The sequence below is a fragment of the Bacillus sp. FSL K6-2819 genome (genome assembly GCF_038008305.1).
GTDB classification, from domain to species: domain Bacteria; phylum Bacillota; class Bacilli; order Bacillales; family Bacillaceae; genus Bacillus; species Bacillus amyloliquefaciens.
In genome coordinates, this window is record NZ_JBBOYV010000001.1 from 2,520,741 (window position 1) to 2,546,764 (window position 26,024).

The window sequence follows — 26,024 nt, forward strand, 5'->3', positions numbered from 1 at the left end:
GATTTCACTTAAAAACACCATGTCTTGGGGGAATCCTGTTTTCGAGATAGAAAAGCAAATGCCCCCTCCGATGCATATTGTAATAGCAGAGAGACAGAAAGGAGGTACAAGTATGTTTCCACAGCAGCCGATGAGAAATATGGCGCAGCAGGGCCGGCCGTTGATGAATCCGCGTATGATGATGGGAGGCAGACCGTCATTGCCGGGCCGGCAGCTGATGCAGCAGGGCCGGCAGTTATTCCCTCAGCAGCAGATTGCAGGAGCAGGCCTGAGAAACGCAGGCACAGGCGGAGGGGGCTTAAAAGGAATGCTTTCCCGTTTTTTACCCGGTTCAGGAGGAAGCGCTGCCGCGTCCGCTCCGACAGCGGCCAGCGGAGGAGCAGGCGCCGGACTGCAGGGATTGCAGGGGATTCAGAGTCTGGCAAGTCCGGCATCCCTGTCGAGCATGCTCGGCAACGTCCAGAAGGTGCTGGGCGTGGCGCAGCAGGTTACGCCGATGATCCAGCAGTACGGCCCTTTAGTACGGAATCTGCCCGCCATGATGAAGCTTTACAGTCAGTTAAGCAGCAACGATGATGAGACAGAAGATAAAGATGAGAATAAATCTGACGAGACAAAAGAAACAGACGAACAAGACAAAAAGGATGAAGCTGAAAAAACAGACGAAACAGAAGATGAAAACAAATCAGACGCCTCGTCTAAAACGTCAAAGAAAACGTCTGAAAAAGCATCCGCTTCAAAAGAAAAAGATGACGCTGAAGCAAAATCAGAAGAACGGCCGCGTCCAAAAAGAACATCGGGCAGATCAAAACCGAAATTATATATTTAACATTCTTTGATATCTCACGAAAGATTAGCTATAATGAGATCAGAAGAATGCAAGATTTAAGCCGTTTAACTACGGCTTTTTATATTGCCTCTACACTCACTTTTGATAGGAGGACATCTACATTGGACGTTATCAAAATCTCGCCGCGCGGCTATTGTTACGGCGTTGTTGATGCCATGGTCATAGCCAAAAACGCGTCACTCGATAAAACACTGCCAAGACCTATATATATACTCGGAATGATCGTTCACAATAAGCATGTCACAGATGCGTTTGAAGAAGACGGCATTTACACGCTTGACGGCACAAACCGTCTGGAGATTTTAAAGCAGATTGAAAAAGGAACCGTTATTTTCACGGCTCACGGAGTATCTCCGGAAGTAAGAAAAGCCGCTGAGGAAAAAGGGCTTGTTACGATTGACGCCACATGCCCGGACGTCACAAAAACACATGACTTAATCCGAAAAGTAAAAGCGGAAGGCTATCACGTCATTTATATCGGCAAAAAAGGCCACCCCGAGCCTGAAGGAGCCGTCGGCGTCGCCCCTGAAATCGTGCATCTCGTTGAAACAGAGGAAGACGTGAGAAACCTCGATATTCAGGCTGAAAAATTAATCGTTACAAACCAAACGACAATGTCCCAGTGGGACGTCCATGATATTATGGAATCAGTCAAAGAAAAGTACCCGCACGTGGAATATCATCAGGAAATCTGTCTGGCCACACAGGTTCGTCAAGAAGCTGTATCAGAGCAGGCAAAAAAAGCGGACTTAACCATTGTTGTCGGCGATCCGAAAAGCAATAACTCCAACAGACTGGCTCAAGTGTCAGAAGAAATCGCCGGAACAAAAGCCTATCGCATCGGTGACATCAGTGAACTGAAGCTCGAATGGCTGAAAGACGTCAATACCGTCGCCGTTACCGCAGGCGCGTCAACACCGACACCGATTACAAAGGAAGTAATCCGCTTTTTAGAGCAGTTCGACCATAACGATGAGTCTACATGGCAGCTTGAGCACAATGTGCCGCTCAAAAAAATCCTTCCGAAAGTAAAAATAAAAAACTGAGGCCGCGGCCTCAGTTTTTTTTATAAGAAGGCAAATGGATTTGTATCTGTTTCGGAAGCGAAAATACGCACGTCATAGTTTTTCTCTCCAGCCATTGCCGTAAGCTTCTCTGCTGTGCCTTTTCTCATGATCTTTTCAGCGTAATGCCCGGGATCCACGACGTTTAACCCCATCATCATCGCGTCATGCGCTACATGAAAATAAAGGTCGCCCGTCACATAAACATCTGCACCCTTCCGCTTTGCCTGATAAATGTATTTATTTCCGTCTCCGCCAAGCACCGCGACTTTTTTCACCTTGCTGTTTCGCTCTCCGACCATCCGGACTCCGTTAACGTCAAACTTCTCTTTTACAAACAGGGCAAACTCTTCAAGCGTCATGTCCTGCTGAAGTTTTCCGATGCGGCCAAGCCCTTTTTCAAGCGGAGACTGCTCCACCGGATAAATATCATACGCCACCTCTTCATACGGATGGCTTTTTTTCAGCGCTTTTACGACGGCTTTCTCCATACTTGCCGGAAAAATGGTCTCAAGTCTCACTTCATGAACGAGTTCCAATTCTCCCGTCTGTCCGATAAACGGGTCCGCTCCGTCCAGAGGCTTAAAGCTGCCGATTCCCTCAGAAGAAAACGCGCAATGGCTGTAATTGCCGATATGTCCAGCTCCTGCATTGCCAAGTGCGGTTCTGACAGCTTCTTCATAGTCTTTCGGGACAAACACGGCAAGCTTTTTCAGCGGGTCCGAATATGTCGGGACGAGCACTTCCGTATCTGTCAGGCCGAGAGCTTCCGCAAGCAGATCGTTAACTCCGCCGTCCGCCACATCAAGATTCGTATGAGCCGCATATACGGCAATATCATGCTTTATACATTTCTCAATCAGTCTTCCGCCGGGCTGATCAGTGGTGATCTGTTTAAGCGGCCGAAAAATCGGCGGATGGTGAGCGATAATTAAGTCAACCTTTTTCTCAATAGCTTCATCCACCGTTTGTTCCAGAACATCCAGCGTCACCATGACGTTTTTCACCGGCTTATTCAATGTGCCGATCTGCAGACCGATTTTGTCTCCTTCCACCGCAAAAGCCTTCGGTGAAAATTGTTCAAACAGCTGGATGATTTCCTGTCCGTTTACATGTTTAGGCATGTCCGATTACCTCCTTCAGCAGAGAGATCCGCTCTTTCAGCTCAGCTAATTTTTCTTGGTTTTCATGCTTTGCGCTGCGGCTGATCTGTTCATAAATTTGTTCAGTATGCTTAAGTTCCTGGCTCCATTTCCGAAGAAACACTTCATTCTTCTCTTTTAACAAAAACGGACCGGCAAGCATTCCGGCAGCCATCGAGATGTCCCGATAAGGTGCATCACGGTCGCCGGTTTCCGCGACGAGTATTTCATAACACTTTCCGTCTTCTTCAAGGATCACTTCATCAATCAGTTCATAGCCTTCCTGATAAAGCCACTCTCTTATATGAACGGCATGAATATTCGGCTGCAGAATCAGCCGTTCACGCCCCGTCAGTTTTGTTTTTCCGGACTCCAAAATATGAGCGATCAGCGCTCCGCCCATGCCCGCAATTGTAATGGCGCCCGCTTCTCCCTTTTCAAGGACGCTCAGCCCGTCACCTTTCCTTACGGAGATAAGAGTGCTTAAGTCCAGTTTTTCCACCTGCTGTTTGGCGGATAGAAACGGCCCGTCTGTAATTTCACCGGCAATTGCGCGGCTCGCTAAATGATTCAAAACTGCATAGCAAGGAAGATACGCATGGTCTGACCCGATATCAGCAACCAGGGCACCCGGAGGGATATATTCCGCTACAGACTGCAATCTTTTAGATAACTTCATTTCATTCACAATATCACAACTTTTCTCAGGTTCTTTTTCCTTTACTATCATATAAAAAAACCGCCCGGAATCCAAGCGGCGGATAGAGTTTTTCATATGTCTTTTATATAGGGACCGGTAAAATTTTATTTAATCTTAGAAACCCATTTTGCCATGTCATCCAGCTTTTCGGCCGGAACAAGGCCTGCAGGCATCCCGTTGCCGCCCTTTTCAATTCTTGTTTTAATCGCAGCGACATCTTTTCTTTTGCCGACGCCTTTTAAGTTCGGCCCTGAGACACCTTCATAGTTTTCCCCGTGACAGGTGATGCAGTTCGCTTTATAAATTTCTTCAGGTGAAGCGTTTGCAGTTTCCTTTTCGGCATTTTTGCTTTCACCGCCGCTTGCGATCTGATGCGCATCTCCATTTCCTTTCACTGACAGAAAGAAAGTCAGCCCTATTCCCAGAACTGCAATGAGCAAAAAAGGAATCAGCGGATTCCACTTCATATCTCCATCCCCCTTTTTTCATTCTCCCCCTATGTAAACACTTCTAATTCTAACTTATTTTTACAAAATGTAAATGGTCTCATTAAGCCATTTCACTGATTTCACAATTTATACATAAAACAAAAATAACTGTTTTGTTTATCCAAAATTATCTTTATTCTATTGTATAATGAATTGTATACGCTTACAATAAGGAATATAAATAAACTTATCTCATTATCCCCCTTAAAAGGACATGCCGCATTTTTCCGAACTCATTTGCAAAACAAATGCTTATCCAGTAAAATAAAGGTATATTATCCATATATCTTATACATAAAAAAGAACGGATCAACAGACCCGTTCCATTCTATTCGAGAAAATCCTTCAGACGTTTGCTTCTGCTCGGATGTCTCAATTTGCGAAGCGCTTTTGCTTCAATTTGGCGAATACGCTCTCTCGTTACTCCAAACACTTTGCCGACTTCTTCCAGCGTTCTTGTGCGTCCGTCATCCAGACCGAAACGGAGACGCAGCACGTTTTCTTCACGATCCGTCAACGTATCCAGCACGTCTTCCAGCTGTTCTTTCAAAAGCTCATATGCCGCATGATCCGACGGAGACGTCGCTTCCTGGTCTTCGATGAAATCACCGAGATGTGAATCGTCTTCCTCACCGATCGGCGTTTCTAAAGAAACAGGCTCTTGGGCAATTTTTAATATTTCACGGACTTTTTCAGGCGTAAGATCCATGTCTTCAGCAATCTCTTCCGGTGTCGGCTCTCTGCCCAGATCCTGAAGAAGCTGACGCTGCACACGGATTAATTTGTTGATGGTTTCCACCATGTGAACAGGGATACGAATCGTTCTCGCCTGGTCAGCGATGGCGCGTGTAATCGCCTGTCTGATCCACCAAGTTGCATACGTACTGAATTTATATCCTTTACGGTAGTCAAACTTTTCGACGGCTTTCATGAGACCCATGTTTCCTTCTTGGATTAAGTCTAAGAAAAGCATGCCGCGGCCGACATACCGTTTAGCAATGCTGACAACTAAACGAAGGTTTGCTTCAGCCAATCTGCGTTTAGATTCCTCGTCACCCTCTTCAATTTTTTGAGCGTAGGTGATTTCTTCTTTAGCAGAAAGAAGATTTACCCGTCCGATTTCCTTGAGGTACATGCGGACTGGATCATTGATCTTTACGCCAGGCGGTACGCTGAGGTCATTAAGGTCAAATTCTTCTTCGGCTTTGGCAAGCTGTTGAATATTAGGATCTTCTGTTTCTTCATTTTCACTAATTAATTCAACACCTTGTTCTCCTAAAAATTCATAATACTCATCCATTTGGTCTGATTCAATTTCAAAGCTGGACATGCGTTCAGCAATTTCTTCATATGTTAAAACGCCACGTTTTTTTCCAGTTTCAGTCAGCTGGTCTTTTACCTGATCCAGTGTAAGTTCTGTTTCTGTCTCGTGGGTTTGTTTATCAGCCATTATGGATCCCTCCTTCCAAAGCTTGCAACGAATTCTAAAAGCGGTATGTTTCTTATCCGTCCCGGGAGCTTTCTTTCTTTTTCAGCATGCAGGGCAGCAGATAATAAATGACAATTCATGATGAGGTTAAGCGATCTATTTGCTCCTCCGCAAGGAATCATTGCCAATGAGAACGCGAGCCTCTTTTTTGATGTTATTTTAATGATCGGTTCAATGCGACAATTTCTTGAGCCAGAGACGCAGCTTTCACAAAGTCTTTCTGCCGCTCTGCATCCGCTCTTTCTGCTTCTTTTTCCTTTATCATTGACCATTTTCGGTGATCCAACACTTTTTTTACGTAATCGGATAACTCGGCCTCTGAGAGCTCCTCGTTCACTTGGAGCATCCCTATATCTGAAAGCAGCTGGCTGATTTCCTCATCCTGCATTCTCGCCATAAGATGCTGCGGCGTCATTTCAGCGCCCTCTTCATAAACAGCGTACAGATATGCTGCCAGCGCACGATGTCCGTCAATGTTAAATTCAAAGCCGACACGTTCAATCACTTTCTTGATGACGTTTCTGTCTCTCAGCATATGAGCGAGAAGAAGCCTTTCCGCATTCTCATAGGCGGGACGGAGACGGCGCCGTTTCGCTTTTGTCGTCACCCGGGCCCGTCTTGTCTGCGGTTCGGCGTTTTTGTCGCCGGGGGCGTTTTGTCTGGCATAGATGGAAAGCTGTTCGGTCAGAGATTCTACCGAAAGAGAAAATTCGGAGGCGAGCTGCTTCACATACATTTCCTGCTCAAGCGACCCGGAAAGTGCGCTGATTTCTTTCAGCACTTCTTTCATGTAAGCAAGCCGGTCTCCTTCATCAGATAAGTTTTTCCCTTTGCGGAAATATTGCATTTTAAAGGCCATGACCGTAACGCTTGCATCAATGATATCGGTCTTGAATTTTTCTCCGCCCCGGGTTCTGATATAATCATCAGGGTCAAGCCCGTCAGGCATCATGCATACTCTTACCTTACAATCAGCTTTCTGCAGCAGGCCGGCCGCTTTCAGCGTAGCCTCATACCCGGCTTTATCCGAATCGTAGCAGAGAATGACCTCCTGAACATTTCTTCTGAGGATTTTCACATGCTCTTCGGTGAGCGACGTCCCCATGGTGGCGATGCTTTCTTTTACGCCTGAGCTGACGGCGGATATGACATCCGCGAAGCCTTCAAACAGAACGGCTCTCTCCTCTTTCCTGATCGGCAGGCGCGCCTTATGGAAGTTATACAGCAGCTTAGATTTATGAAACAGCGGCGTTTCCGGACTGTTCATATATTTCGGCTGCTGGCTTCCGAGCGCCCTCCCTGAAAAAGCCGCCACGGCTCCGTGATGATCATGAATGGGAAACATAATTCTGTTTCTGAAACGGTCAAAATACCCGCTGCCGTCTTCCCTTCTGATCAACAGACCCGCTTTTTCCATCTGTTCTTCCTCAAAACCGCGCTTTTTCAAGAACTTCGTCATGAAATCCCAAGAATCCAGCGCGTAGCCGATTTCAAACTCATCTATGAGCTCTTTCGTAAAACCCCTTGATAAAAGGTAATCTAACGCTTCCTGGCCTTCCTTTGTATTCATTAGCAAATGATGGTAAAATTTCTTCAGGAGCTCGTGAGCTTCCGCCATCTTGTGCTCTCCGGAAGATTCCGGCCTGGATGCAGAGTGAATCGTTATATCATCAGGGAAATCAATCTGATATTTATCCGCAAGGTGAGAAACAGCTTCCGTAAATGAATAGCCTTCCATCTGCCGTAAAAAAGAGAAAACGTTCCCGCCCGCTCCGCACCCGAAGCAATGAAAGATCTGCTTATCGCTGGAGACGGAAAACGAGGGCGTGTTTTCACCGTGAAACGGGCAGAGCCCAAAGTAGTTGCGGCCTTGCTTTTTCAATTGGACATAATCACCTATGACTTCAACAATGTCTGCTGACTGCTGCACCTGATTAACTACTTCATCTGGTATGCGGTTTCCCATCTTATAACACTCCGTCGTACATTATTCGATGTTTTGATTTGAAATCCCTTCATCATTCGACAGGATTTTTTTAAGCAGGGTAACAAATCGATTCCGATCTTCTTTATTTAATTTTTTAGGTCCTTTGGAATGGATGCCGCTTCTTCTCATTTTGCCCGACATATGACGGCTCATCAGAGCGAAGTCAATCGTGTCTTCGGTATAAGAACGGCCCCTTTCCGATAAGACGGCAATATTTCTGTTCAGCAAAAGGGATGCCAAACCGATATCCTGCGTGACTACGATGTCTCCCGATCTCACATGGTTTGCGATATATAAATCTGCCGCTTCTTTATGAGGATCAACGTATATCCAGTTCTCGTTTTTGCTTCTGGAAAGCTGGTAGTGTTCAAATGATGCGACGAAAATAACCCGAACGCTGAATTGCGATGCAATGAGCAATATTTCCTCTTTTACGGGGCATGCGTCTGCATCGACAAAAATCGTCTTTTCTTTTTCATTTAGAAGACTAATTCTCCATCCCTCCATCAATCTCCTGCATAAAAACAAGCGAAATCGCATATGCTCCATGACTGCGGATCTATTTTTGTCTTTGTCGAAAAATTTCCGGGAGTTATTCTTGACATCTTACTCGTAATAGTTTATTCGTATCACACTAAGCTTAAACCTAAAAATAAACATTTTATCACAATTTTTTATTATAATACAAACTTCGCGAAGATGCCATCCTTTTTGTTTATTCCCTATTTGCATACCCAAAAACCCAGGATAAAGCGTCCTGAGTTATCGGCCCTTTGTTTTTAGATGATGAATGATGTTCGCTGTTTCCTCGACCGCTTTATTCGAAACATCAACGACTTGGCAGCCGATCCGGGCCACGATTTTCTCGAAATACTCCAGCTCTTCTTTAATTCTGTTGATGTTGGCGTAAATGGCTTTGTCGTTTAAGCCGAGAGATTTTAACCGTTCTTTTCGAATATGGTTCAGTTTATCAGGACTGATTTTTAAACCGATGCATTTTTTCGGATCAACGCTGAACAGTTCTTCCGGCGGATCGACTTCAGGAACGATCGGCACGTTGGCCACTTTCAGACGCTTATGGGCAAGATATTGAGATAATGGGGTTTTAGACGTTCTGGATACTCCGAGCAGGATGATATCGGCTTTTAAAATGCCTCTTGGGTCCCTGCCATCGTCATATTTGACGGCAAACTCGATCGCCTCGACCTTTTTGAAATAATCTTCATCAAGCTGGCGGACGCGGCCCGGTTCATATTTCGCCGTCAGACCGTAGGCCGTTTCCATTTTATCGATGAGCGGACCGATAATATCGTAATACAGCACATTCGCTTTTTCCGCTTGTTCAACTAAGTATTTGCGGATTTCAGGAACAACGAGCGTAAAACAAATAATGCCGCCGTCCGCTTTGGCGAGAGACACGACTTCATTGATGGTGCCGATATCTTCCACGTAAGGTATTCTTCTGATATGCGTATCATCGGCTGAGCCGTTAAACTGGCTGAGCGAGGCTTTTACAACGAGTTCGGCGGTTTCTCCGACTGAGTCTGATACTACGTAAATGATGCGATTGTCCATGTTATCCCCCCGTTAGTTTTCAAGCTTATATGATTTCATTTTCTGATAAACTGACAAGTATCTTGGTCATATTCGTTTTCGTAAACCGGCCGATGACCTCAAAGCCTTTATCCGTATCTTTAATAACGGGCAGGGCATCGATCTGTTTTTCAATTAAAAACTTGGCGATGTCCATCACATAATCGTCACGCCGGCAGACGGCGATATTCGGCATTCTTGTCATAATAATATGAACCGGTATTGAGGCAAGTTCCTGCTGGCCGATGCTCGCCCGCAGCAAATCTTTGCGTGACAGCACACCGACTAAGACAGCATCACGATCTACGACAAATAACGTGCCGACATCTTCTAAAAACATGGTGCAGATGGCATCGTATACCGAGACATTTTCATTGATGACGACAGGAATGGATTGAAAATCTTTCACTTGCAGCTTTTTCAGTTTATCGGCAAGCAGCTGATTTCCCGTTTTCCCCGTATAAAAATAACCGACCCGCGGACGGGCCTCTAAGAAGCCTGACATGGTGAGTATGGCCAAGTCCGGCCGCAGTGTGGCTCTCGTTAAATTGAGCTGTTCTGCAATATGCTCTCCGGTAATCGGGCCGTTTTCCTTTACAATTTGTAAAATTTGTTCTTGCCGTTTATTTAATTCGATCGTACTCACCACCTTTATGGAAGGGTTTATTTATCTATGTTTTTCATTCTGTGATGTTATGTAAAAGGGGAAAAGACGATTGCCGATCACACAGCAACCGTCTTTTTCTTTATTTTACAATAAGATGATTCATATTAGCAAAAGACTTGATCACATCTGCAAGAGCGGTCATTTGCGCTAAACGGTTGGTTTTTAATGCTTCATTGTCCGCATTTACCATCGTATGATTAAAGTAATCTTCGATCGGCTCCTTTAATCCGCTGAGCGCGGTAAGCGCCTGTTCATAGTTTTTGGAGGCAAAGCTTTCCGCGACGCTGTCTTTTGTCTTTTGATAAGCGTCAAACAGCTTTTTCTCCTGTTCATTTTCAAACAGATCCGGCTTGATATCGCGGCTCTCGCCTTTTTTGCTGATGGAGATGACCCGTCCCAGTGCCTCAGCGGTTTCTTTAAAGCCCGGTGTGCCGAGGTGTTTCTCAAGCACTCTTGCCTTATGAACAGCTGCATACGGCTCAAGGTCAGTGCTGTCCAGAACGGCTTCAATAACGTCATGACGGATGTCTTCAGCATTCAAGACGTATTTCAGACGCTGTGTAAAGAAATCGAGGAGCTCATTTTCTTTTTCCGTTTCTGTCAATGACAGCAGCTCTTTAAAAGAAATGCCCCAGTTGCGGTCGATCAGAATGGAAACGATGCCGCTTGCCTGACGGCGCAAACCGTACGGATCCTGAGAACCTGTCGGAATCACGTCGATGCTGAAGAAGGAGGCAATCGTGTCCAGTTTATCAGCTAACGCCACAACCGCGCCGGTAAAGGTTGAAGGCACGTCTCCCCCGGCCGCTCTCGGCATATAGTGCTCATTTACCGCGGCAGCGACGGCTTCATCTTCGCCGAGCATGCGCGCATATTTTTCTCCCATGACGCCTTGAAGCTCAGGGAACTCATAAATCATGTGTGTAACCAGGTCAAATTTAGAAATCTCGGCGGCGCGCTTGACAAGTTTTTGCGTCTGTTCATCAGCCTTCAGGCGGACGGCAAGTTTGCCCGCAATGGCGGCCGCTCTTCTCACTTTATCTCCAAGGGAGCCAAGCTCTTCATGGAAAACGATATTTTCCAGTTTCTTCACGTTTGCATCGATGTTCAGCTTTTGGTCTTCTTTGTAGAAGAACGCAGCATCTGAAAGTCTCGCTCTCAGCACCTTCTCGTTTCCGCGGGCAACATTTTCAATTGCATGGCTGTTCCCGTTTCTTACCGTAATAAAATGAGGCAGCAGATTCCCGTTTTCATCTTTTACCGGGAAGTAGCGCTGATGCTCTTTCATTGTTGTCACAAGCACTTCTTCAGGCAAAGAAAGAAACTCGGATTCAAAAGAGCCGTAAAGCGCTGTCGGATATTCCACAAGTTGATTGACTTCGTTAAGCAGATCCTCATCAATCGGAATATTCCATTTCTTATCGGCCGCAAGCGCGTCCAGCTGGCTTTGGATCATTTGTTTGCGTACTTTCGGATCAGCAATGACGTGCTGTTCTTTCAGCAGCTCTTCGTATGATGACGGTGCGTCAATAGATACTTCTTCACCGAGAAAGCGGTGTCCCTGTGTGTTCCGTCCCGTCCCTACATTTGTGATCTCAAACGGAATAACGTCTTTTCCGAAGAGAGCTGCAATCCATTTGATCGGGCGGATATAGCGCAGGTCTTGTGTGCCCCAGCGCATGTTTTTAGGGAAATGCATTCCGGTAATCAGGTTTTCCAGCTGCGGTAAAAGTGTCTTCGTCTCTTGTCCAGCCTGGAATTTTTGGACGAAGACATATTCCGTGCCGTTTACGTCTTTTATATACAGGTCATCCACTCCGGCACCTTGGCCTTTGGAAAACCCGATAGCGGCTTTGGTCCAGTTCCCGTCAGCATCCAGAGCGATTTTTTTCGCCGGGCCTTTTGCTTCTTCCTGAATATCAGCCTGTTTTTCTGCTACGTCTTTTATATATACTGCCAGACGTCTCGGTGTATTAAAAAGTTTCACTTCGCCGTGAGCGATATTTTTTTCAGCCAGCCAGCCAGTCAGCTTTTCACCGAGCTGCACCATGCTGTCATGTAAAAAACGCGCCGGCATTTCCTCGAGTCCGATCTCTAAAAGCAAGTCTTGTTTACTCATGGGAAGAGCCCTCCTCTTTAAGCATTGGGAACCCTAATTTTTCCCGTTCTTCATAATACGTTTTTGCTACTTTTCTCGCTAAGTTGCGGACACGGCCGATATAACCCGTCCGCTCTGTCACCGAGATCGCGCCTTTTGCATCGAGCAGATTAAATGTGTGAGAGCATTTCAGCACATAATCATAGGCCGGATGCACAAGCCCGTTATCCATTTGTCTGATCGCTTCTTTTTCATACGTGCTGAACAAATGGAATAGCATATCCACATCTGATGTTTCAAAAGTATAAACGGAATGTTCATATTCAGCCATCATAAACAAATCCTTCACTGTAAATCCTGACGTCCATTCAAGATCAAAGACGTTTTCTTTATCCTGAATATAAGACGCAAGACGTTCAATGCCGTACGTGATCTCAACAGACACCGGTTTACATTCAATTCCGCCCACCTGCTGGAAGTACGTAAACTGGGTGATTTCCATCCCGTCAAGCCATACTTCCCAGCCGAGTCCCGCACAGCCTAAAGACGGGTTTTCCCAGTTGTCTTCTACGAAACGAATATCATGCTCGAGTGGGTTAATGCCGAGCGCGCGCAATGAATCTAGGTAAAGCTCTTGGATGTTATCAGGCGACGGCTTGATAATGACTTGGAATTGGTGATGCTGATAAAGCCTGTTCGGGTTTTCTCCGTATCGCCCATCCGCAGGCCGTCTGGACGGCTCAACGTAAGCTACTTTCCACGGCTCCGGCCCGATGCTCCGTAAAAATGTATACGGGCTCATTGTGCCTGCGCCTTTCTCCACATCATACGCCTGCATGAGCACACAGCCTTCACTCGACCAGTGCTTCTGCAAGGTTAAAATCATATCTTGAATGTTCATTTCAAGCACCTCCACTTTCTCCATTCTTTTACAAGTGCGGCGGCAATCAAAAAACTCCCGTCTCTATGCTTGCCAGCCGCAAACATAGGGACGAGAGTTCTCCCGCGGTTCCACCCTAGTTGCTGAGGATGTGAATCACTCAGCCTCTTTTTAAAGGGTTGCTCAAGAATGCCTTTCGTTGCGCGCTCATCCTTAGCTTACACTGTCCTAAGGTCGCTTATATGAGTTGGACGCAAGTACTTCTTTCTGTCACTGCAACATATTTTATAATAAATGATCATATAAAAAGATGGGCAGAATGTCAACTTTTGTTTTCATCCAAAAGGTGCTTCATGCTTTCCATCTGGTCTAAAAACCGTTTAGAATTTAAATAAAGCCCTGAATATTCCTCATAATACAGATCGATAACCCGTTTAAGTTCGTTTTTGGTTTCCTGTTTTAATGAGACGCTGCCGAGCCTTCCGATATCAAAGTAATAAAAAAGCCTTAGCAGCCTTGCCGTTTGCGGCGAAATCGGAACTTTGTACGGATCCTTTCCAAAGCAGCGGTGGCAGATAAAACCATTATCTCTTACCGAAAAATGAAACGTCCCGTCCCGGCTTTTGCAGTGGACACAATGATTCAGCTCCGGATACAGTCCCATGACGCCGAGCATTTTCATCTGAACGATGAAGGTGATCACGTCCGGGTCAGTCCCTTCATTCAGCCTCTTAAAGGATTCGAGAATCAATTCGAATAAATAGGGGTTCGGTTTCTTCTCTTCCGTTCCTTTGTCAGTAAGTTCAGCGATAAAAGCGGCATATGCCGTCAAAAACAAGTCTTCTCTGATCGTTCTCATGCTGAGAATCATTTCACCCTGCTGGAGCGTGCCGAGTCCGGATGTTCTTTGCATTAAAAATGACCCGTACAAAAACGGCTGGCTGACTGCTGACAGCCGGCTGGCTGACTTCCTGGCGCCTCTTGCCATAACGCCGATTTTGCCGTGTTCCCTCGTCAGCAATGTCACGATTTTATTCGTCTCTCCGTAGTCATTCGTACGGAGCACGATTCCTTCACATTTTGTCAGCATTTCCGCACCTTCCAACAATGGGAGGGGCCAAGAGGTTTACAAAATTGGAAAATCAATTCGGGCTAGCTCATCTTCCGGTTCTTCGGGTCTTTCCAGGTTCTCTTTTTCCAGTTCTTTAAAAAGAAGGTACGTATCAACACTTCCTGTTTGAGAAAATACGTTCCAGGTAAAATTCAACACAAAAAACCCACCTTTCATCATTAAACTAGCTTGCCAATCCAAATTCTTACCCTTATCTTGACCTGATGTCCTCCTTTTCATGTTAAACAAATTTTGCTAACGAATCCCTGTTTCTGTGAGGTAATCCCACACCTCACGTATGGGCTGAAATCATTTAATATTCATCCTCTTTGAAACCGAAATCACGCAGCTGAGACATTTTATTCCGCCAGTCCTTCTGCACTTTTACCCATAGTTCCAGGTAAACGCGTGAGCCCAGCAGCGCTTCAATATCAGCCCGCGCTCTTTTGCCGACTTCTTTCAGAAGAGCTCCTTTTTTCCCGATGACGATTCCTTTTTGAGAATCCCGCTCGACCACAATGGTGGCGGCGACATGGATGGAGCCGTTTTCCTGTCCTTTAATGGACTCGATAGCGACAGCGATGCTGTGCGGCACTTCTTCCCTTGTAAGATGGAGCACCTTTTCTCTGATCAGTTCAGAAATAATAAACCGCTCTGGATGGTCAGTCACCTGATCACTCGGATAGAACTGAGGCCCTTCCGGTAAATACGCTTCAATCTGTGCGAGCAGGGTCTCGACGTTGTTTCCTTCCAAAGCTGAGATCGGCACGATTTCCTTAAACGGATAGCGCGTACGGTACTCATCAATTAAAAGAAGGAGCTGATCAGGGTGGATCTTATCAATTTTGTTTACGATCAGAAAAACGGGCGTGGACGTCTGTCCGAGCTTTTCAATGATAAACTCGTCGCCCTTTCCGTACCCTTCTTCGGCGTTGATCATAAATAACACCAAGTCAACTTCTTTCAGCGTGTTCTGCGCCACTTTCATCATAAAATCGCCAAGCTTGTGCTTCGGCTTGTGAATACCCGGTGTATCAATAAAAATGGTCTGCGATGTGCCTGTTGTCAGCACCCCTTGGACTTTATTTCTTGTCGTCTGGGGTTTGTCGCTCATGATGGCGATCTTTTGACCGATGACCCTGTTTAAAAAGGTAGACTTTCCTACGTTCGGTCTTCCGATGATAGATACAAATCCTGATTTAAAGCTTTCGTTCGTCATGTAAATCCTCCGATGAAAATGCGCCCGGCAATAATTCTTCCGCAGTCATTTCTTTTATTTGTCCTTGTAAGTTGGTCAGAACAACAAGCATATCCTTTGAACACAGCTCGGAAATCACTTGTCTGCAGGCTCCGCACGGCGAAACCGGTCCCGGAGTGTCCGCAGCCACGGCGAGCATCACAAATTCCGTATCCCCCTCGGAAACAGCTTTGAATATCGCCGTGCGTTCGGCACAGTTGCACATGCTGTATGCCGCATTTTCAATGTTGCAGCCTCTGTACACTTTTCCGTCTTTGGTAAGAAGAGCGGCTCCCACTCTGAAGTTTGAATACGGCACATACGCTGTGTCCCGCGCTTTTAATGCTTCTGCAATCAATTCTTGTCTGTTCATGTGTACTTATTCCTCTCTTACCTTTATCCTGTATGATACCGCTGTCACTTTTATTTTACATAATTATGATTGGTTTTTCACGCCCATTTTTGGCAATGTAAAATAATTGTAAGAATCTTCTGCTAACATATTTTCGGCAAGAAGATGAGTAAACCAATGATACACGAAATCACGGCAAAGACGCAAACGGCTCCGGCGGCCGCGTCTTTTGCCGCTTTTGCGAGCGGATGATACTGATCGGTAACTAAATCAACAACATGCTCTATCGCGGTATTTACAAGCTCCAGAGCAAGCATCCCGCCGATCAGCATCAAAACAACGGCCCATTCGGCCGTGCTGAGCCCGGTGAGAAAACCGCAAAGAATAACGGCGCAGGCCGCGATGATATGAAATTGAAAATTACGCTCTGACCGCGCCGTTTTCCAGATTCCCCTCCATGCATGGACAAAGCTTTTCAGGAACCTGCTCCACTCGTTTTTATGATCTCGTGAGTCCATACTCATCCAGCAAATCCTTTTGCTTTGAAAACATTTCTTCCTCTTCTTCTTTTGTCATGTGATCATAGCCAAGCAAATGCAAAAAGCCGTGGACAGCCAGAAAACCGAGCTCTCTCATAAACGAATGGCCGTACTCTTCGGCCTGCTCTTTCGTTCTGTCTGCGCTGATGATAATATCTCCTAAAACTGGCGGCATGTCGGCGCCCACGATTTCAACCTCGTCTTCGCCTTCTTCCTCAAGCGCAAACGAAATTACGTCAGTCGGAGTGTCTTTTCCCCGGTAGTCTCTGTTGATTTCTCTGATTTCATCATTTGTCACAATCGTAACCGATACTTCAGCCTGATCCTGAACGCCTTCTTTTTCCGCCGCAAATTGGAGCAGCTTCTCCACTTCCTGGAGCGCATCGGCTGAAACGCTGTTTGTTTCATCAACAATATCTATGAGTAAACCCATTTATTTCACCTTCTTCGTAGCCTCCGGATATTCAATCCGGGAGTGGAAAATTCCTTTTAAAGTCGCACATAGTGTTTTTGCGATCGTATCCAGCTCTCGGAATGTGAGATCACATTCTGAGAACTGCCCGTCCTGAAGCTTGTCGGATATAATCCCCCGCACCAGTTTTTCAATACGTTCGGGATTGGGATTATGCATGGAACGGACGGCGGCTTCGACACTGTCGGCCACTGAGATAATAGCCGCTTCTTTTGATTGCGGCTTCGGTCCCGGGTAGCGGAACTCTTTCTCTGTAATCTGGTCGCCTTTTTCTTTCGCTTTATAATAAAAGAATTTTAAAAGGGACGTTCCGTGATGCTGCTCCGCGATATCCACAAGCTCTTTCGGAAACTTGTAGCTTCTGAGCATATTCGCACCGTCTGTCGTATGTGCGATGATGATATTTTTGCTGAGCTGAGGAGACAGCTTATCATGCGGATTATCCATATTCATCTGATTTTCAATAAAATATTGCGGGCGTTTCGTTTTGCCGAGATCGTGATAATACGCTCCGACCCGTGCTAAAAGACCGTTCGCCCCTACAGCTTCACAGGCCGCCTCCGACAGATTTGCCACCATGACGCTGTGATGATATGTACCTGGTGTTTCCGTTAAAATCTTGCGAAGCAGGGGATGGTTCGGATTAGACAGTTCAATCAGCCTCATCGTTGAAAGAATCCCGAATCCCGTCTCAAAAAACGGCATCAGGCCGATAATCAAAACGGATGAAGCAAGCCCCGAGACGACCCCCATCAGCATCAGCGTTCCGATTTCAACAGGTGACAGCGCCGTATTTTGTATTAGCAAAAGCGACAGCACGATAATCATATTAATAAATGATACAAACAGTCCCGCCTGCAATATCTTTGATCTCGCGTTATGTTTTCCCAAAAACAGAATGCCTGAAATGCTGCTTATTAAATAGTAAATACCGATCACATAATTAAACGTTCCCGTCACGCCTTGATTAAACATCATACTGCCGCAAATCGCCAAAATGATGCTTCCTAAAATAGCGAGCCTTTCATTAAGCAGCAGCCTGAATAATATGGCGCCGGCGGCGATCGGAACTAAATAACCGATATTCGTGTATTCGATTTTTTGAAACAGGCTGACGACTTCCATTATGACAAGAATCAGCGTTGTAATAATGGAAAATAACAAAAGTGATTTATTTTTCAGCTTAAGTTCCTGCTGCTGTTTCTCAAAATAGTAGACAAGCGTAGCAATGAACAGACCGATCATCAGAAGGAGACCGCTGATCGGTTTTAACAGGTTGGAATTGTTCAAAAGTCCCGTTAATTCGAGCTTTCTGTATACTTCCCGATCGATCAGGTCATTCTCTTCAACAAGAACCTGTCCTTGTTTGATTTGAACCGGCTGGACACTGTCTGACGCTTCCTGGCGCTTTGCATCAGTCGCTTTCGGATCAAATACGTAATTCGGGATGACCGCATATTTTCCGATTTCAGTTGCCGCTGACAAATACTTTGACGGCACGGAAGCGCTTTTCAGCTCTTTTGCGACTTTTTCCTTCGCTTCCGCTAATTTTTCGGACGGTATCTCACTGCTCATCACCGTATTTACCGCAGTAATGACGGAATCTCTTACAAATGAGAAATCTTCATTGTTCGCATGGAGAAGCGATGTAATAGCATCTTCCGAGATGGATTCATTGACATCCTGTGTCAGCTTGCTTTTCACCGCTTTTACCAGCGATTTTTCCGAAGGTGACTTTTTGTCTTTATCCGCATCTTGTTTCACTTCACCGATGCTGTCAAAAATGGAAGTGATCAGGTCAAGCCGGTTGTCGGTATAGCCTTTTTTCAGAGTGTACTGATCTTCCACCGCATCTTCGGCCGCCTGTTTTTTCGCTTCCGTCGCCTGCTGGTCTTCCACGGTGGCGGGCGCGTAAATCGTCTTATCACTGACTGAAAACAAATCCAAATTAAGTGATTCAGGTTTTACATGAATAAAGAGCAAACCAAACATGATCGCTGAAAGCAGCAGATACAGCAGCACATGGGCTGAGCGGGCATGTCTGAAACTGCGGAACCGTTCCCGGGCGCCTTTACCCTTTCCCTTCTTTTTCAAAACAAGAACCTCCTCCCTGAAACATCAGGAACACATCATATAAAAATGACCCGATAACGGGAGATCGGGTCATTTTGCATTACTTTTGCTTATCATAAGCTTCAATAATTTTTGCAACAAGCGGATGTCTGACCACATCTGTCTGGTCAAGTTCAATCACGGAAATGCCGTTTATGTCCTTCAGCATATCCCTCGCTACTGCAAGTCCCGATGTGACGCCTTTCGGCAGGTCAATTTGGCTTACGTCGCCCGTAATGATCATTTTAGAGCCAAAACCCAATCTCGTCAAAAACATTTTCATTTGAGCGGGGGTGGTATTCTGGGCCTCATCAAGAATCACATACGCGTCGTCAAGCGTCCGCCCTCTCATATAGGCGAGCGGGGCGATTTCGATAACCCCTCTTTCCATAAGACGTTCCGTATGGTCGCTTCCGAGCACATCATGGAGCGCGTCATACAGCGGGCGCAGGTAAGGATCTACTTTTTCCTTTAAATCTCCGGGCAGAAAACCGAGGCTCTCGCCGGCTTCCACAGCGGGTCTTGTTAAAATGATTTTTTTAATGTGGCCGTTTTTTAAAGCATGCACCGCTTTTACGACCGCCAAATATGTTTTGCCGGTTCCCGCCGGCCCGATGCCGAACACCATGTCGTTTTTCTTCATCGCCGCGACATATTCTCTCTGGCCGAGGGTTTTGACACGGATCGGTTTGCCTTTTGCCGTTTTCGTTATTTCTTCTTCATACATGCTTTCAAAATAGTCCAGTTCATCTTTCTTTGCCATTTTCACGGCATACAGCACATCACGTTCCGAAATCTCGATCCCCTTGCGAATTAAAGTAAGGAGCGAGCCCAATAATCTGTCAGCAATCTCAAAAGACTCATCATTGCCGGAAACGTAAATGGTTTCACCGCGTGTGATGATGCTTACGCCCAGATCCTTCTCCATCAAATGTAAAAAGGCGTCTTGGCTGCCGAACAAAGAAAGTGCTTCGTCCGGGCTTTTCAGTTTGTGATTCATCGCAAGTAAATGTTCTGCCATTCTTTAGTCTCCCTGAACAATAGGTGTGGTTTGAACGATATCTTCTATAACTTGGTAGAGAATAATCAACTTTACTTTACCATTCTCAACGGATTGGTGCAAAACTTTTTCACTTTCCACCTCTCCGCTGCCGCTTAATCGCTTTTCTACGTCTTGCCTGCCCATTTTGATGCCGGCCTGAACCGCTTCGTCTTTTTTATAAGTCCGCACGGATGTTTCGCTTTCTCTTATATGTTCTTGGACGTAAGAAACAGGGAGCTTTAACCCCAGAAATTGAAACGGGTGCTTTTCTTCCTCGGTTTTCGGATGTTTTAGCGGCTCTTCTTTAAACCCGAAGCCCCAAAAAGGTACGCCCCACGATCCGAAAGACAGCTTGTGCTTCGTCCTTACTTTACCCGTATATAGCGTAAATGATGTTTCAAGAGGCACGGTTACTTCAGACTTGTACCATGTTTCTCCGTAAATTTCCGCTTTGGAGGCGACTTTCTTCTGCTGCTCTTCATTACCGATCAGACCTGAGACAAGGAGCTGGCCTTTGTCAACATGATCGTTCACAAAAGCCATCGGCTGACCCTTTTGCACGAACATTCTTTTGATGACCGCTTTCTTTTTGGCAACGATATGGCGGGGGCTCAAGTATTTTTCTTTTGTCGGTTCATTTTTTTCGACCACTTTCATATGAAGGGCTGTCCCGTTCAACTCCACACCGACCCACGTAATATTTTCGATGCCGTTTGTTAATGATTTTTGAATTTTCTCCGGCGTCATCATTAAAAATTGCAAACGGCCTTTTTTCACACCGATTTCTTCAAGGTGCTTCACCATCTGATGCTCAGTTTCGGGCTTGGCCCCTTTAATATCGATTTCCCAAATCATGTTGGACAAAAGGAACAATATAATGAAAAAAATCACAAATCCCGCGGTAAAGCCTATGTTTAATTTAGATTTGAGAAGCAGAAAGGGCAGGCCCTTTCTTTTTGTAAAGCTTGCTTTGCATTCATGGTTTCTGATGACTCTTCTGAAAGCATGTACATCCTGAAGCTGAATCATAAGCATTACACAGTCTTGCTTTTTTTTCACCGCAAAGATGGCGATTCCGTTTCTTGTACATTCATTAAGCAGCCGTTCAATTCCTTTTCCTTTGACTTCCATTTGGACTTTACCCGAAAAAAATGACAGCCATTTGTTTTTCACATTATTTCCCCCCGGCTTTATGAATCGACATATCGTACGTGATCTATCGTGCCTTCCAAAAGAATTTCCTCAGGAAGGATTGCCTTAATGACCAAGTTTTTTCCTGATATGATACATTGCCCCTGCTTGAGCATCAGCCTGACTTCTTCTTCGCTGAACAGCAAGAGGCCTCTGTGATTCTCTATGTAGATATGAAGTCTGCCGACCATCGTAATACGAGGCAGATCCATCATAACGTCCGGGGGAATTTCCAATGCTCTTGTCAGCCACGCCTTTACACGATTCTTTCTTTGCCCCATAAAAAAAGAACCCCCTTTCATCTCATATGTATGATTAGAAAAGGGGTTCTAACACTTTATTTTTTACGGATGCTCCGCATGGTCCGGTGAGGTTTTTTCGCACGGGGCGGGCCTAAAATCTCACTGAATATGATGCCTTGCACCGCAGTTTCTTTCTTTATTTTGAGGGCTGGTTTCTTCAGAGTCGTATTTCGTTGGCGTGCAGATGTCAGCTGATGTTCAAGCCCATTGAACATCTGCTCTGTCTCCGCAAGACGCTTTTCAGCTTCCCTTCTTTTTTTCTCAAAAGGGTTCTCTTCTGGAACGGCAGGCATTTCTTCCGCTTCCGGCTTGTGCTCTTTATGCGGCTGTTTGTGCTCCTGCTTTTTTGCCTGATTCTCGGGACGTGTGCCCGGCGGACGTTTTTCATCTTTGTTTTTCTTGCCGAATATTGCCGATATAATGCCGATGACGGCGGCAATGACGAGCGGATTTGTCAGAATCTCGTGCATATAGCGGCTCCCTCCTTAATAGAGAGGTTATTGTTGGTCTTCATCTTGCTGGTCATTCGTCAGCTTGCCGATAGAATCCCTCATGTCCGTGTCAGCGTCGATATTTTTTATGTTCATATAATCCATGACACCGATGTTGCCTTCACGCAATGCTTCAGCCATCGCAAGCGGAACTTCCGCTTCGGCTTCCACGACTTTCGCACGCATTTCTTCTACGCGTGCGCGCATTTCCTGCTCTTGGGCGACGGCCATGGCGCGGCGCTCTTCCGCTTTGGCCTGCGCAATGTTTTTGTCTGCTTCCGCCTGATCTGTCTGAAGAATCGCTCCGATGTTTTTGCCGATATCAACGTCGGCGATGTCAATCGAGAGAATTTCAAATGCGGTGCCTGAATCCAGCCCTTTGCCAAGAACGGTCTGTGAAATCATATCAGGGTTTTCAAGCACTTTTTTATGATTATTCGAGGAACCGATTGTCGAGACAATCCCTTCTCCGACACGGGCGACAACCGTCTCTTCTCCCGCTCCCCCGACAAGACGGTCGATATTGGCTCTTACCGTGATTCTGGCTTTTGCTTTTACTTCAATTCCGTCCATGGCGACACCCGCGATAAACGGTGTTTCAATAACCTTCGGATTTACGCTCATCTGTACGGCTTCCAATACGTCACGCCCGGCCAGGTCAATGGCTGCGCATCGCTCGAATGACAGCTCAATATTGGCGCGCTGTGCCGCAATCAGGGCATTGACCACCCTGTCGACATTACCTCCGGCCAGATAGTGGCTTTCGAGCTGATTTGTTGTCGCAGCAAGGCCGGCTTTATGCGCTTTGATTAACGGATTGACAACGCGGCTTGGTATAACGCGGCGCAGCCTCATCCCGACCAAAGTGAAAATACTGATTCTGACTCCTGCTGCAAGCGCCGAAATCCATAGCATCACCGGTACAAAGGTGAAGAATATGGCTAACACAATAATGGCAGCTGCAACTAATGCTAAAATCGCCAAACTTGACAGTTCCATCTAATTCCTCCTCAAGGTTATCATCTATATTTCTCTCACGACAATGCGTGAGCCTTCCACTTTCACTACTTTCACCTGTCTGTCTTTTTCAGTGAATGACCCTTCCGAAACAACATCCAAGCGTTCATCATCAATAATGACGGTGCCTGACGGTCTGAGGGCTGTAGCGGTAACGCCGACTTTCCCCAATAGCTCCGTCCGGTTCTGATTTGAGACATAACCGCTCTCTGTGCTTGTTGAATCAGTTAATATCAATTTCTTAAAGAATTTCATTCGTTTCCCCAACACCCTTGTTAATATGATAAAGGCTGTAATAGACACAGCAAAGGCGATCAAGAGAGAAACCGCCATTACAGTAAAGCTGCCCGCAGCGAGAAAGAGGCTTGCGATGACGCCCGCAATCCCGATAAGGCCGATTATACCCCCGGGCAGAAAAATCTCTAAAAGGATAAACACCAAGCCCGCGCAGAATAAGAATATACTGTCATAGCCGGCAAATCCGGCTGCGATATGGCCTGCGAAAAACAGCAGCAAGGCTGTCAGTCCGACGGCACCCGGTATTCCGAGGCCCGGCGAAAACAATTCAATGGTCAAACCAAGCAAAGCAAGCGTTAATAAGACGGGGACAACAAACGGATTCGTCAGCCATCTGCTTAATTTGCCGACAAAACCCTCTTTTGCATGATGAACATCCGATTTATCAAAACCGAGCTTTGTATATAAAGCATCAAGGTTTGAAACCGTACCCTCCGAATATCCGACTTCCTTGGCTTTTTCAGCTGTCAGTGTCAGCAGCTTTCCCTTAGGGGCGCCCGCTTCTTTTGCATTGACGGCGGGGTCTGCCATGGCCAGGGCATATTTCGGGTTTCGGTTGTTTTTAGCCGCTGCGTCCTCCATTTCTGCATGCCACAGCGATTGGGCCTTTTTGTCTGCCGCGTTTCCTTTTCCGTCGATGATGGCTGCGGCACCCATTTTTCCGCCCGGCGCCATATAAATTTCATCTGCCTGAAGCGCTATATAAGCCCCGGCAGAAAGCGCCCGTTTATTCACGTAAGCGGTAACAGGAACATCCGAGCCGCCGATGATATCTGCAATATCCAAGGCTGATTGAACGGCGCCTCCCGGTGTATTGATGTCAAGGATAATGTGTGACGCACCGGATTCCTTCGCATCTTTGAAAGAACGCGATAAAAACGAGGCGAGCCCCTGTTCGACATTTTTCTCAACCGGGATGACATACACCGATGGATGATCAGCTTTTGCGTTCAACTGAACCCCTAATAAAGATAATACAAATAAGCCCAATAGAGCAACAGCAATTCCGGTTTTTTTTCGGAACAAGGCAAATATACCCTCCTTCCTGCTTCATTCTTCTTTATATACGTAACAAATGTACTTTAGTTTCATTTTTTATGTATAAAAAAAGACATCTCTCCAGGAAAGATGTCTTTTTCTTGTCAATTAGGATAATTGACTGCTGACAAGTCTGTTAATCACACTGCCGTCAGCTTTACCTTTTACTTTAGGCATAATAGCACTCATCACTTTGCCCATGTCCGCTTTGGAGCTCGCACCGACTTCAGCGATGGTTTCATTTACGATTGTCTGCAGCTCTTCTTCAGAAAGCTGCTTCGGTAAATAAACTTCTAAAATGTCCAGCTCTTTTTGAACTTTATCTACTAAATCTAAACGATTAGCGTTTGAAAATTCATGGAGGGAGTCTTTACGTTGCTTAAGTTCACGAGATAGGACAGTAAGTTCCTCATCCTCGGTCAAACTGTCTTTCTTAAGCTTAATTGCTTCGTTTTGAAGTGAAGCTTTCACCATTCGAACGACAGTCAGTTTGTCTTTCTCACGGCTTTTCATATACAGCTTCATATCTTGGTTAAGTCGCTCAAGAAGACTCATAAATCCACCCTCTTTTAGAATTTGCGTTTTCTAGCAGCTTCTGACTTTTTCTTGCGCTTTACGCTAGGTTTTTCATAAAATTCGCGCTTTCTTGCTTCTTGCAAAGTACCTGTCTTTGATACACTGCGTTTGAAGCGACGAAGAGCATCTTCAAGCGATTCGTTTTTTCTAACGACCGTTTTTGACATTCTCTTTCCCTCCCTCCGAATACACCAATCGACTACCTTTAAAAAGATACACATATAAACATGTACTTTGACATTATAATATAAGCCATCAGTCAGGTCAACTAAGTGAGTTCACTTTTCCGGCATGAAACAGGCGGCTTGTCTATATAATGACGGAAAGGGGTGTTTCGTTTGCTGATACTGATTCTTTTCACTGCACTTATCCTGATTTTTTTACTCGGAATGAGCCTGCTCAGACAGGGACTGATCGCATTAACGTATTCAAAAATTGAGAAGAGCCTGCTCTTGTTTACCGACCACCCGTTGAAAGCTTTTCTCATTAGCATCGTATTCACGGGTTTTCTTCAGAGCAGCTCAGCCTTTATGGTCATTGTTATCGGCTTTGTCAGTGCAGGCGCTTTACCTTTTAAACGGACGATTCCGATGATTCTCGGCACGAATGTCGGCTCCACATTTACGACGGAATTTTTGGCCATAAAAATGGATGTGCTCATTTGGGTTCTTTTTATCGGCGGCCTTGTGTTGATTCTCATCCGTAAATACCCGTTCAGGCAGATCGGCATAAGCTTCCTCGGTCTCGGCATCATCTTTTTTTGCATCACATGCTTCAGCCGTCTTGCCGTTCCGCTGACAGAAATGAAGGCGGGAGCGGAGGTATTGCGCCATGTAAATGATTCAAGCTGGTCCGCTCTTTTTATCGGCATGATATTGACTGCAATCATTCATTCAAGCTCCGTCTGCATCGGCATTTTAATGAGCTTTATGAACGAAGGGATGATCGGCATTGATCAGGCGGTCAGCGTCGTTTTGGGATCTAATATCGGGACATGCGTCACGGCCGTCATGGCTGCTGTTTCAGGCGGCTATGCCGCCAGACAGACCGCCGGCGCTCACGTTGTCTTTAATATTCTCGGCGTACTCCTCGTGTTTCCCTTCCTGTCCGTAACAGCGGATTTTACGGAGCGGCTGTCTGACGATCCCGCGCAAATGATCGCGCATTTCAGCCTTTTGTTCAATGTTGTCACCGCCTTATTGTTTCTGCCGTTCACTCATTTGTTTTACCGGCTGATTGACAGGCTGATCCCTGCGAAACCGTAAAAAAACCGATGCGCGAAAGCATCG

At 45.8% G+C, this 26,024-nt stretch carries 27 protein-coding genes and 1 pseudogene; 3 read left to right on the forward strand and 25 right to left on the reverse strand.

What is annotated here, in order from left to right:
• The first annotated feature begins 112 nt into the window (after nt 1-112).
• Nucleotides 113-829, forward strand: coding sequence for a VrrA/YqfQ family protein (vrrA, locus tag MHH91_RS13165; RefSeq protein WP_013352906.1), 717 nt, complete (start codon nt 113-115; stop codon nt 827-829).
• A 122-nt stretch (nt 830-951) separates the two neighbouring features.
• Nucleotides 952-1,896, forward strand: coding sequence for a 4-hydroxy-3-methylbut-2-enyl diphosphate reductase (locus tag MHH91_RS13170; RefSeq protein WP_013352907.1), 945 nt, complete (start codon nt 952-954; stop codon nt 1,894-1,896).
• Between the two features lie 20 nt (nt 1,897-1,916).
• On the opposite strand, the gene MHH91_RS13175 is transcribed toward MHH91_RS13170, so the two are convergent.
• The 25 genes and pseudogenes from MHH91_RS13175 to rpsU all read right to left on the reverse strand — a co-directional run bounded on the left by MHH91_RS13175 (nt 1,917) and on the right by rpsU (nt 24,902).
• Nucleotides 1,917-3,038: a Nif3-like dinuclear metal center hexameric protein gene (locus MHH91_RS13175; protein WP_013352908.1), complete on the reverse strand. Its 1,122-nt coding sequence runs from the start codon at nt 3,036-3,038 to the stop codon at nt 1,917-1,919.
• Nucleotides 3,031-3,735, reverse strand: coding sequence for a tRNA (adenine(22)-N(1))-methyltransferase (locus tag MHH91_RS13180; RefSeq protein WP_088030688.1), 705 nt, complete (start codon nt 3,733-3,735; stop codon nt 3,031-3,033). Before MHH91_RS13180 ends, MHH91_RS13175 begins: the two co-directional genes overlap by 8 nt.
• A 125-nt stretch (nt 3,736-3,860) precedes the next feature.
• The gene (gene cccA / locus MHH91_RS13185; protein WP_013352910.1) at nt 3,861-4,223 is read right to left on the reverse strand and encodes a cytochrome c550; all 363 of its coding nucleotides are present in this window, start codon (nt 4,221-4,223) and stop codon (nt 3,861-3,863) included.
• A gap of 349 nt (nt 4,224-4,572) precedes the next feature.
• A complete protein-coding gene (gene rpoD / locus MHH91_RS13190; RefSeq protein WP_013352911.1) occupies nt 4,573-5,694 on the reverse strand; it encodes an RNA polymerase sigma factor RpoD in 1,122 nt (373 codons plus the stop codon).
• 193 nt (nt 5,695-5,887) lie between these two features.
• Nucleotides 5,888-7,699: a DNA primase gene (dnaG, locus tag MHH91_RS13195; protein WP_013352912.1), complete on the reverse strand. Its 1,812-nt coding sequence runs from the start codon at nt 7,697-7,699 to the stop codon at nt 5,888-5,890.
• 21 nt (nt 7,700-7,720) lie between these two features.
• Nucleotides 7,721-8,227, reverse strand: a complete 507-nt coding sequence (locus MHH91_RS13200) for a YaiI/YqxD family protein (protein WP_013352913.1) — start codon at nt 8,225-8,227, stop codon at nt 7,721-7,723.
• 255 nt (nt 8,228-8,482) lie between these two features.
• Nucleotides 8,483-9,295 (reverse strand): pyruvate, water dikinase regulatory protein, encoded by an 813-nt coding sequence (locus tag MHH91_RS13205; RefSeq protein ID WP_013352914.1) that lies wholly within the window; start codon nt 9,293-9,295, stop codon nt 8,483-8,485.
• 25 nt (nt 9,296-9,320) lie between these two features.
• Nucleotides 9,321-9,959 carry a transcriptional regulator CcpN gene (gene ccpN / locus MHH91_RS13210; protein WP_014470676.1) on the reverse strand — a complete coding sequence of 213 codons (639 nt, stop codon included), beginning with the start codon at nt 9,957-9,959 and terminating at the stop codon, nt 9,321-9,323.
• Between the two features lie 100 nt (nt 9,960-10,059).
• Nucleotides 10,060-12,099 (reverse strand): glycine--tRNA ligase subunit beta, encoded by a 2,040-nt coding sequence (glyS, locus tag MHH91_RS13215; protein ID WP_014470677.1) that lies wholly within the window; start codon nt 12,097-12,099, stop codon nt 10,060-10,062.
• The gene (gene glyQ, locus MHH91_RS13220) at nt 12,092-12,979 is read right to left on the reverse strand and encodes a glycine--tRNA ligase subunit alpha (protein ID WP_013352917.1); all 888 of its coding nucleotides are present in this window, start codon (nt 12,977-12,979) and stop codon (nt 12,092-12,094) included. Before glyQ ends, glyS begins: the two co-directional genes overlap by 8 nt.
• Nucleotides 12,980-13,280: 301 nt before the next feature.
• Nucleotides 13,281-14,048, reverse strand: coding sequence for a DNA repair protein RecO (gene recO, locus MHH91_RS13225; RefSeq protein ID WP_340978106.1), 768 nt, complete (start codon nt 14,046-14,048; stop codon nt 13,281-13,283).
• A 36-nt stretch (nt 14,049-14,084) separates the two neighbouring features.
• A complete protein-coding gene (locus MHH91_RS13230) occupies nt 14,085-14,228 on the reverse strand; it encodes a YqzL family protein (RefSeq protein WP_007408286.1) in 144 nt (47 codons plus the stop codon).
• Nucleotides 14,229-14,382: 154 nt separating this feature from the next.
• Nucleotides 14,383-15,288: a GTPase Era gene (era, locus tag MHH91_RS13235; protein ID WP_014470680.1), complete on the reverse strand. Its 906-nt coding sequence runs from the start codon at nt 15,286-15,288 to the stop codon at nt 14,383-14,385.
• Nucleotides 15,269-15,679 (reverse strand): cytidine deaminase, encoded by a 411-nt coding sequence (locus tag MHH91_RS13240; protein WP_013352920.1) that lies wholly within the window; start codon nt 15,677-15,679, stop codon nt 15,269-15,271. Before MHH91_RS13240 ends, era begins: the two co-directional genes overlap by 20 nt.
• Nucleotides 15,680-15,801: 122 nt before the next feature.
• On the reverse strand, nt 15,802-16,176 hold the full coding sequence (locus MHH91_RS13245) for a diacylglycerol kinase family protein (RefSeq protein WP_014470681.1): 375 nt from the start codon (nt 16,174-16,176) through the stop codon (nt 15,802-15,804).
• The gene (gene ybeY, locus MHH91_RS13250; protein WP_013352922.1) at nt 16,157-16,630 is read right to left on the reverse strand and encodes an rRNA maturation RNase YbeY; all 474 of its coding nucleotides are present in this window, start codon (nt 16,628-16,630) and stop codon (nt 16,157-16,159) included. Before ybeY ends, MHH91_RS13245 begins: the two co-directional genes overlap by 20 nt.
• Nucleotides 16,631-18,763, reverse strand: coding sequence for an HD family phosphohydrolase (locus tag MHH91_RS13255; protein WP_013352923.1), 2,133 nt, complete (start codon nt 18,761-18,763; stop codon nt 16,631-16,633). It abuts the gene before it with no gap.
• A 79-nt stretch (nt 18,764-18,842) separates the two neighbouring features.
• Complete coding sequence (locus tag MHH91_RS13260; protein WP_013352924.1) at nt 18,843-19,802, reverse strand: PhoH family protein; 960 nt, start codon at nt 19,800-19,802, stop codon at nt 18,843-18,845.
• Nucleotides 19,778-20,996: pseudogene (yqfD, locus tag MHH91_RS13265) on the reverse strand (sporulation protein YqfD). Before yqfD ends, MHH91_RS13260 begins: the two are co-directional and overlap by 25 nt.
• A 17-nt stretch (nt 20,997-21,013) precedes the next feature.
• Nucleotides 21,014-21,295, reverse strand: coding sequence for a sporulation protein YqfC (gene yqfC, locus MHH91_RS13270; protein WP_003152966.1), 282 nt, complete (start codon nt 21,293-21,295; stop codon nt 21,014-21,016).
• 56 nt (nt 21,296-21,351) lie between these two features.
• Nucleotides 21,352-21,786, reverse strand: a complete 435-nt coding sequence (locus tag MHH91_RS13275) for a hypothetical protein (RefSeq protein ID WP_014470683.1) — start codon at nt 21,784-21,786, stop codon at nt 21,352-21,354.
• 27 nt (nt 21,787-21,813) lie between these two features.
• Nucleotides 21,814-22,806 (reverse strand): flotillin-like protein FloA, encoded by a 993-nt coding sequence (gene floA, locus MHH91_RS13280; protein WP_013352927.1) that lies wholly within the window; start codon nt 22,804-22,806, stop codon nt 21,814-21,816.
• Between the two features lie 24 nt (nt 22,807-22,830).
• The gene (locus MHH91_RS13285) at nt 22,831-24,147 is read right to left on the reverse strand and encodes an NfeD family protein (protein WP_014470684.1); all 1,317 of its coding nucleotides are present in this window, start codon (nt 24,145-24,147) and stop codon (nt 22,831-22,833) included.
• A 120-nt stretch (nt 24,148-24,267) separates the two neighbouring features.
• Nucleotides 24,268-24,714 (reverse strand): GatB/YqeY domain-containing protein, encoded by a 447-nt coding sequence (locus tag MHH91_RS13290; protein ID WP_007408278.1) that lies wholly within the window; start codon nt 24,712-24,714, stop codon nt 24,268-24,270.
• 14 nt (nt 24,715-24,728) lie between these two features.
• Nucleotides 24,729-24,902, reverse strand: coding sequence for a 30S ribosomal protein S21 (gene rpsU / locus MHH91_RS13295; protein ID WP_003152957.1), 174 nt, complete (start codon nt 24,900-24,902; stop codon nt 24,729-24,731).
• Between the two features lie 171 nt (nt 24,903-25,073).
• Here rpsU and MHH91_RS13300 point away from each other — a divergent pair, with 171 nt between their 5' ends.
• The gene (locus MHH91_RS13300; protein WP_014470685.1) at nt 25,074-26,000 is read left to right on the forward strand and encodes a Na/Pi symporter; all 927 of its coding nucleotides are present in this window, start codon (nt 25,074-25,076) and stop codon (nt 25,998-26,000) included.
• The last annotated feature ends 24 nt before the right edge of the window (nt 26,001-26,024 follow it).

What these genes read in the sequence shown, in the direction of transcription:
- MHH91_RS13205 (WP_013352914.1), bottom strand. Translation starts at nt 9,295, where the DNA reads ATGGACAATCGCATCATTTACGTAGTATCAGACTCAGTCGGAGAAACC.
- dnaG (WP_013352912.1), bottom strand. Translation starts at nt 7,699, where the DNA reads ATGGGAAACCGCATACCAGATGAAGTAGTTAATCAGGTGCAGCAGTCA.
- MHH91_RS13290 (WP_007408278.1), bottom strand. Translation starts at nt 24,714, where the DNA reads ATGAGTCTTCTTGAGCGACTTAACCAAGATATGAAGCTGTATATGAAA.
- MHH91_RS13245 (WP_014470681.1), bottom strand. Translation starts at nt 16,176, where the DNA reads ATGGACTCACGAGATCATAAAAACGAGTGGAGCAGGTTCCTGAAAAGC.
- yqfC (WP_003152966.1), bottom strand. Translation starts at nt 21,295, where the DNA reads ATGGGGCAAAGAAAGAATCGTGTAAAGGCGTGGCTGACAAGAGCATTG.
- floA (WP_013352927.1), bottom strand. Translation starts at nt 22,806, where the DNA reads ATGGAACTGTCAAGTTTGGCGATTTTAGCATTAGTTGCAGCTGCCATT.
- rpsU (WP_003152957.1), bottom strand. Translation starts at nt 24,902, where the DNA reads ATGTCAAAAACGGTCGTTAGAAAAAACGAATCGCTTGAAGATGCTCTT.
- recO (WP_340978106.1), bottom strand. Translation starts at nt 14,048, where the DNA reads ATGCTGACAAAATGTGAAGGAATCGTGCTCCGTACGAATGACTACGGA.
- MHH91_RS13200 (WP_013352913.1), bottom strand. Translation starts at nt 8,227, where the DNA reads ATGGAGGGATGGAGAATTAGTCTTCTAAATGAAAAAGAAAAGACGATT.
- cccA (WP_013352910.1), bottom strand. Translation starts at nt 4,223, where the DNA reads ATGAAGTGGAATCCGCTGATTCCTTTTTTGCTCATTGCAGTTCTGGGA.
- MHH91_RS13240 (WP_013352920.1), bottom strand. Translation starts at nt 15,679, where the DNA reads ATGAACAGACAAGAATTGATTGCAGAAGCATTAAAAGCGCGGGACACA.
- vrrA (WP_013352906.1), top strand. Translation starts at nt 113, where the DNA reads ATGTTTCCACAGCAGCCGATGAGAAATATGGCGCAGCAGGGCCGGCCG.
- ybeY (WP_013352922.1), bottom strand. Translation starts at nt 16,630, where the DNA reads ATGGGTTTACTCATAGATATTGTTGATGAAACAAACAGCGTTTCAGCC.
- MHH91_RS13260 (WP_013352924.1), bottom strand. Translation starts at nt 19,802, where the DNA reads ATGGCAGAACATTTACTTGCGATGAATCACAAACTGAAAAGCCCGGAC.
- MHH91_RS13275 (WP_014470683.1), bottom strand. Translation starts at nt 21,786, where the DNA reads ATGCACGAGATTCTGACAAATCCGCTCGTCATTGCCGCCGTCATCGGC.
- glyQ (WP_013352917.1), bottom strand. Translation starts at nt 12,979, where the DNA reads ATGAACATTCAAGATATGATTTTAACCTTGCAGAAGCACTGGTCGAGT.
- rpoD (WP_013352911.1), bottom strand. Translation starts at nt 5,694, where the DNA reads ATGGCTGATAAACAAACCCACGAGACAGAAACAGAACTTACACTGGAT.
- glyS (WP_014470677.1), bottom strand. Translation starts at nt 12,099, where the DNA reads ATGAGTAAACAAGACTTGCTTTTAGAGATCGGACTCGAGGAAATGCCG.
- MHH91_RS13180 (WP_088030688.1), bottom strand. Translation starts at nt 3,735, where the DNA reads ATGAAGTTATCTAAAAGATTGCAGTCTGTAGCGGAATATATCCCTCCG.
- era (WP_014470680.1), bottom strand. Translation starts at nt 15,288, where the DNA reads ATGACGAACGAAAGCTTTAAATCAGGATTTGTATCTATCATCGGAAGA.
- MHH91_RS13175 (WP_013352908.1), bottom strand. Translation starts at nt 3,038, where the DNA reads ATGCCTAAACATGTAAACGGACAGGAAATCATCCAGCTGTTTGAACAA.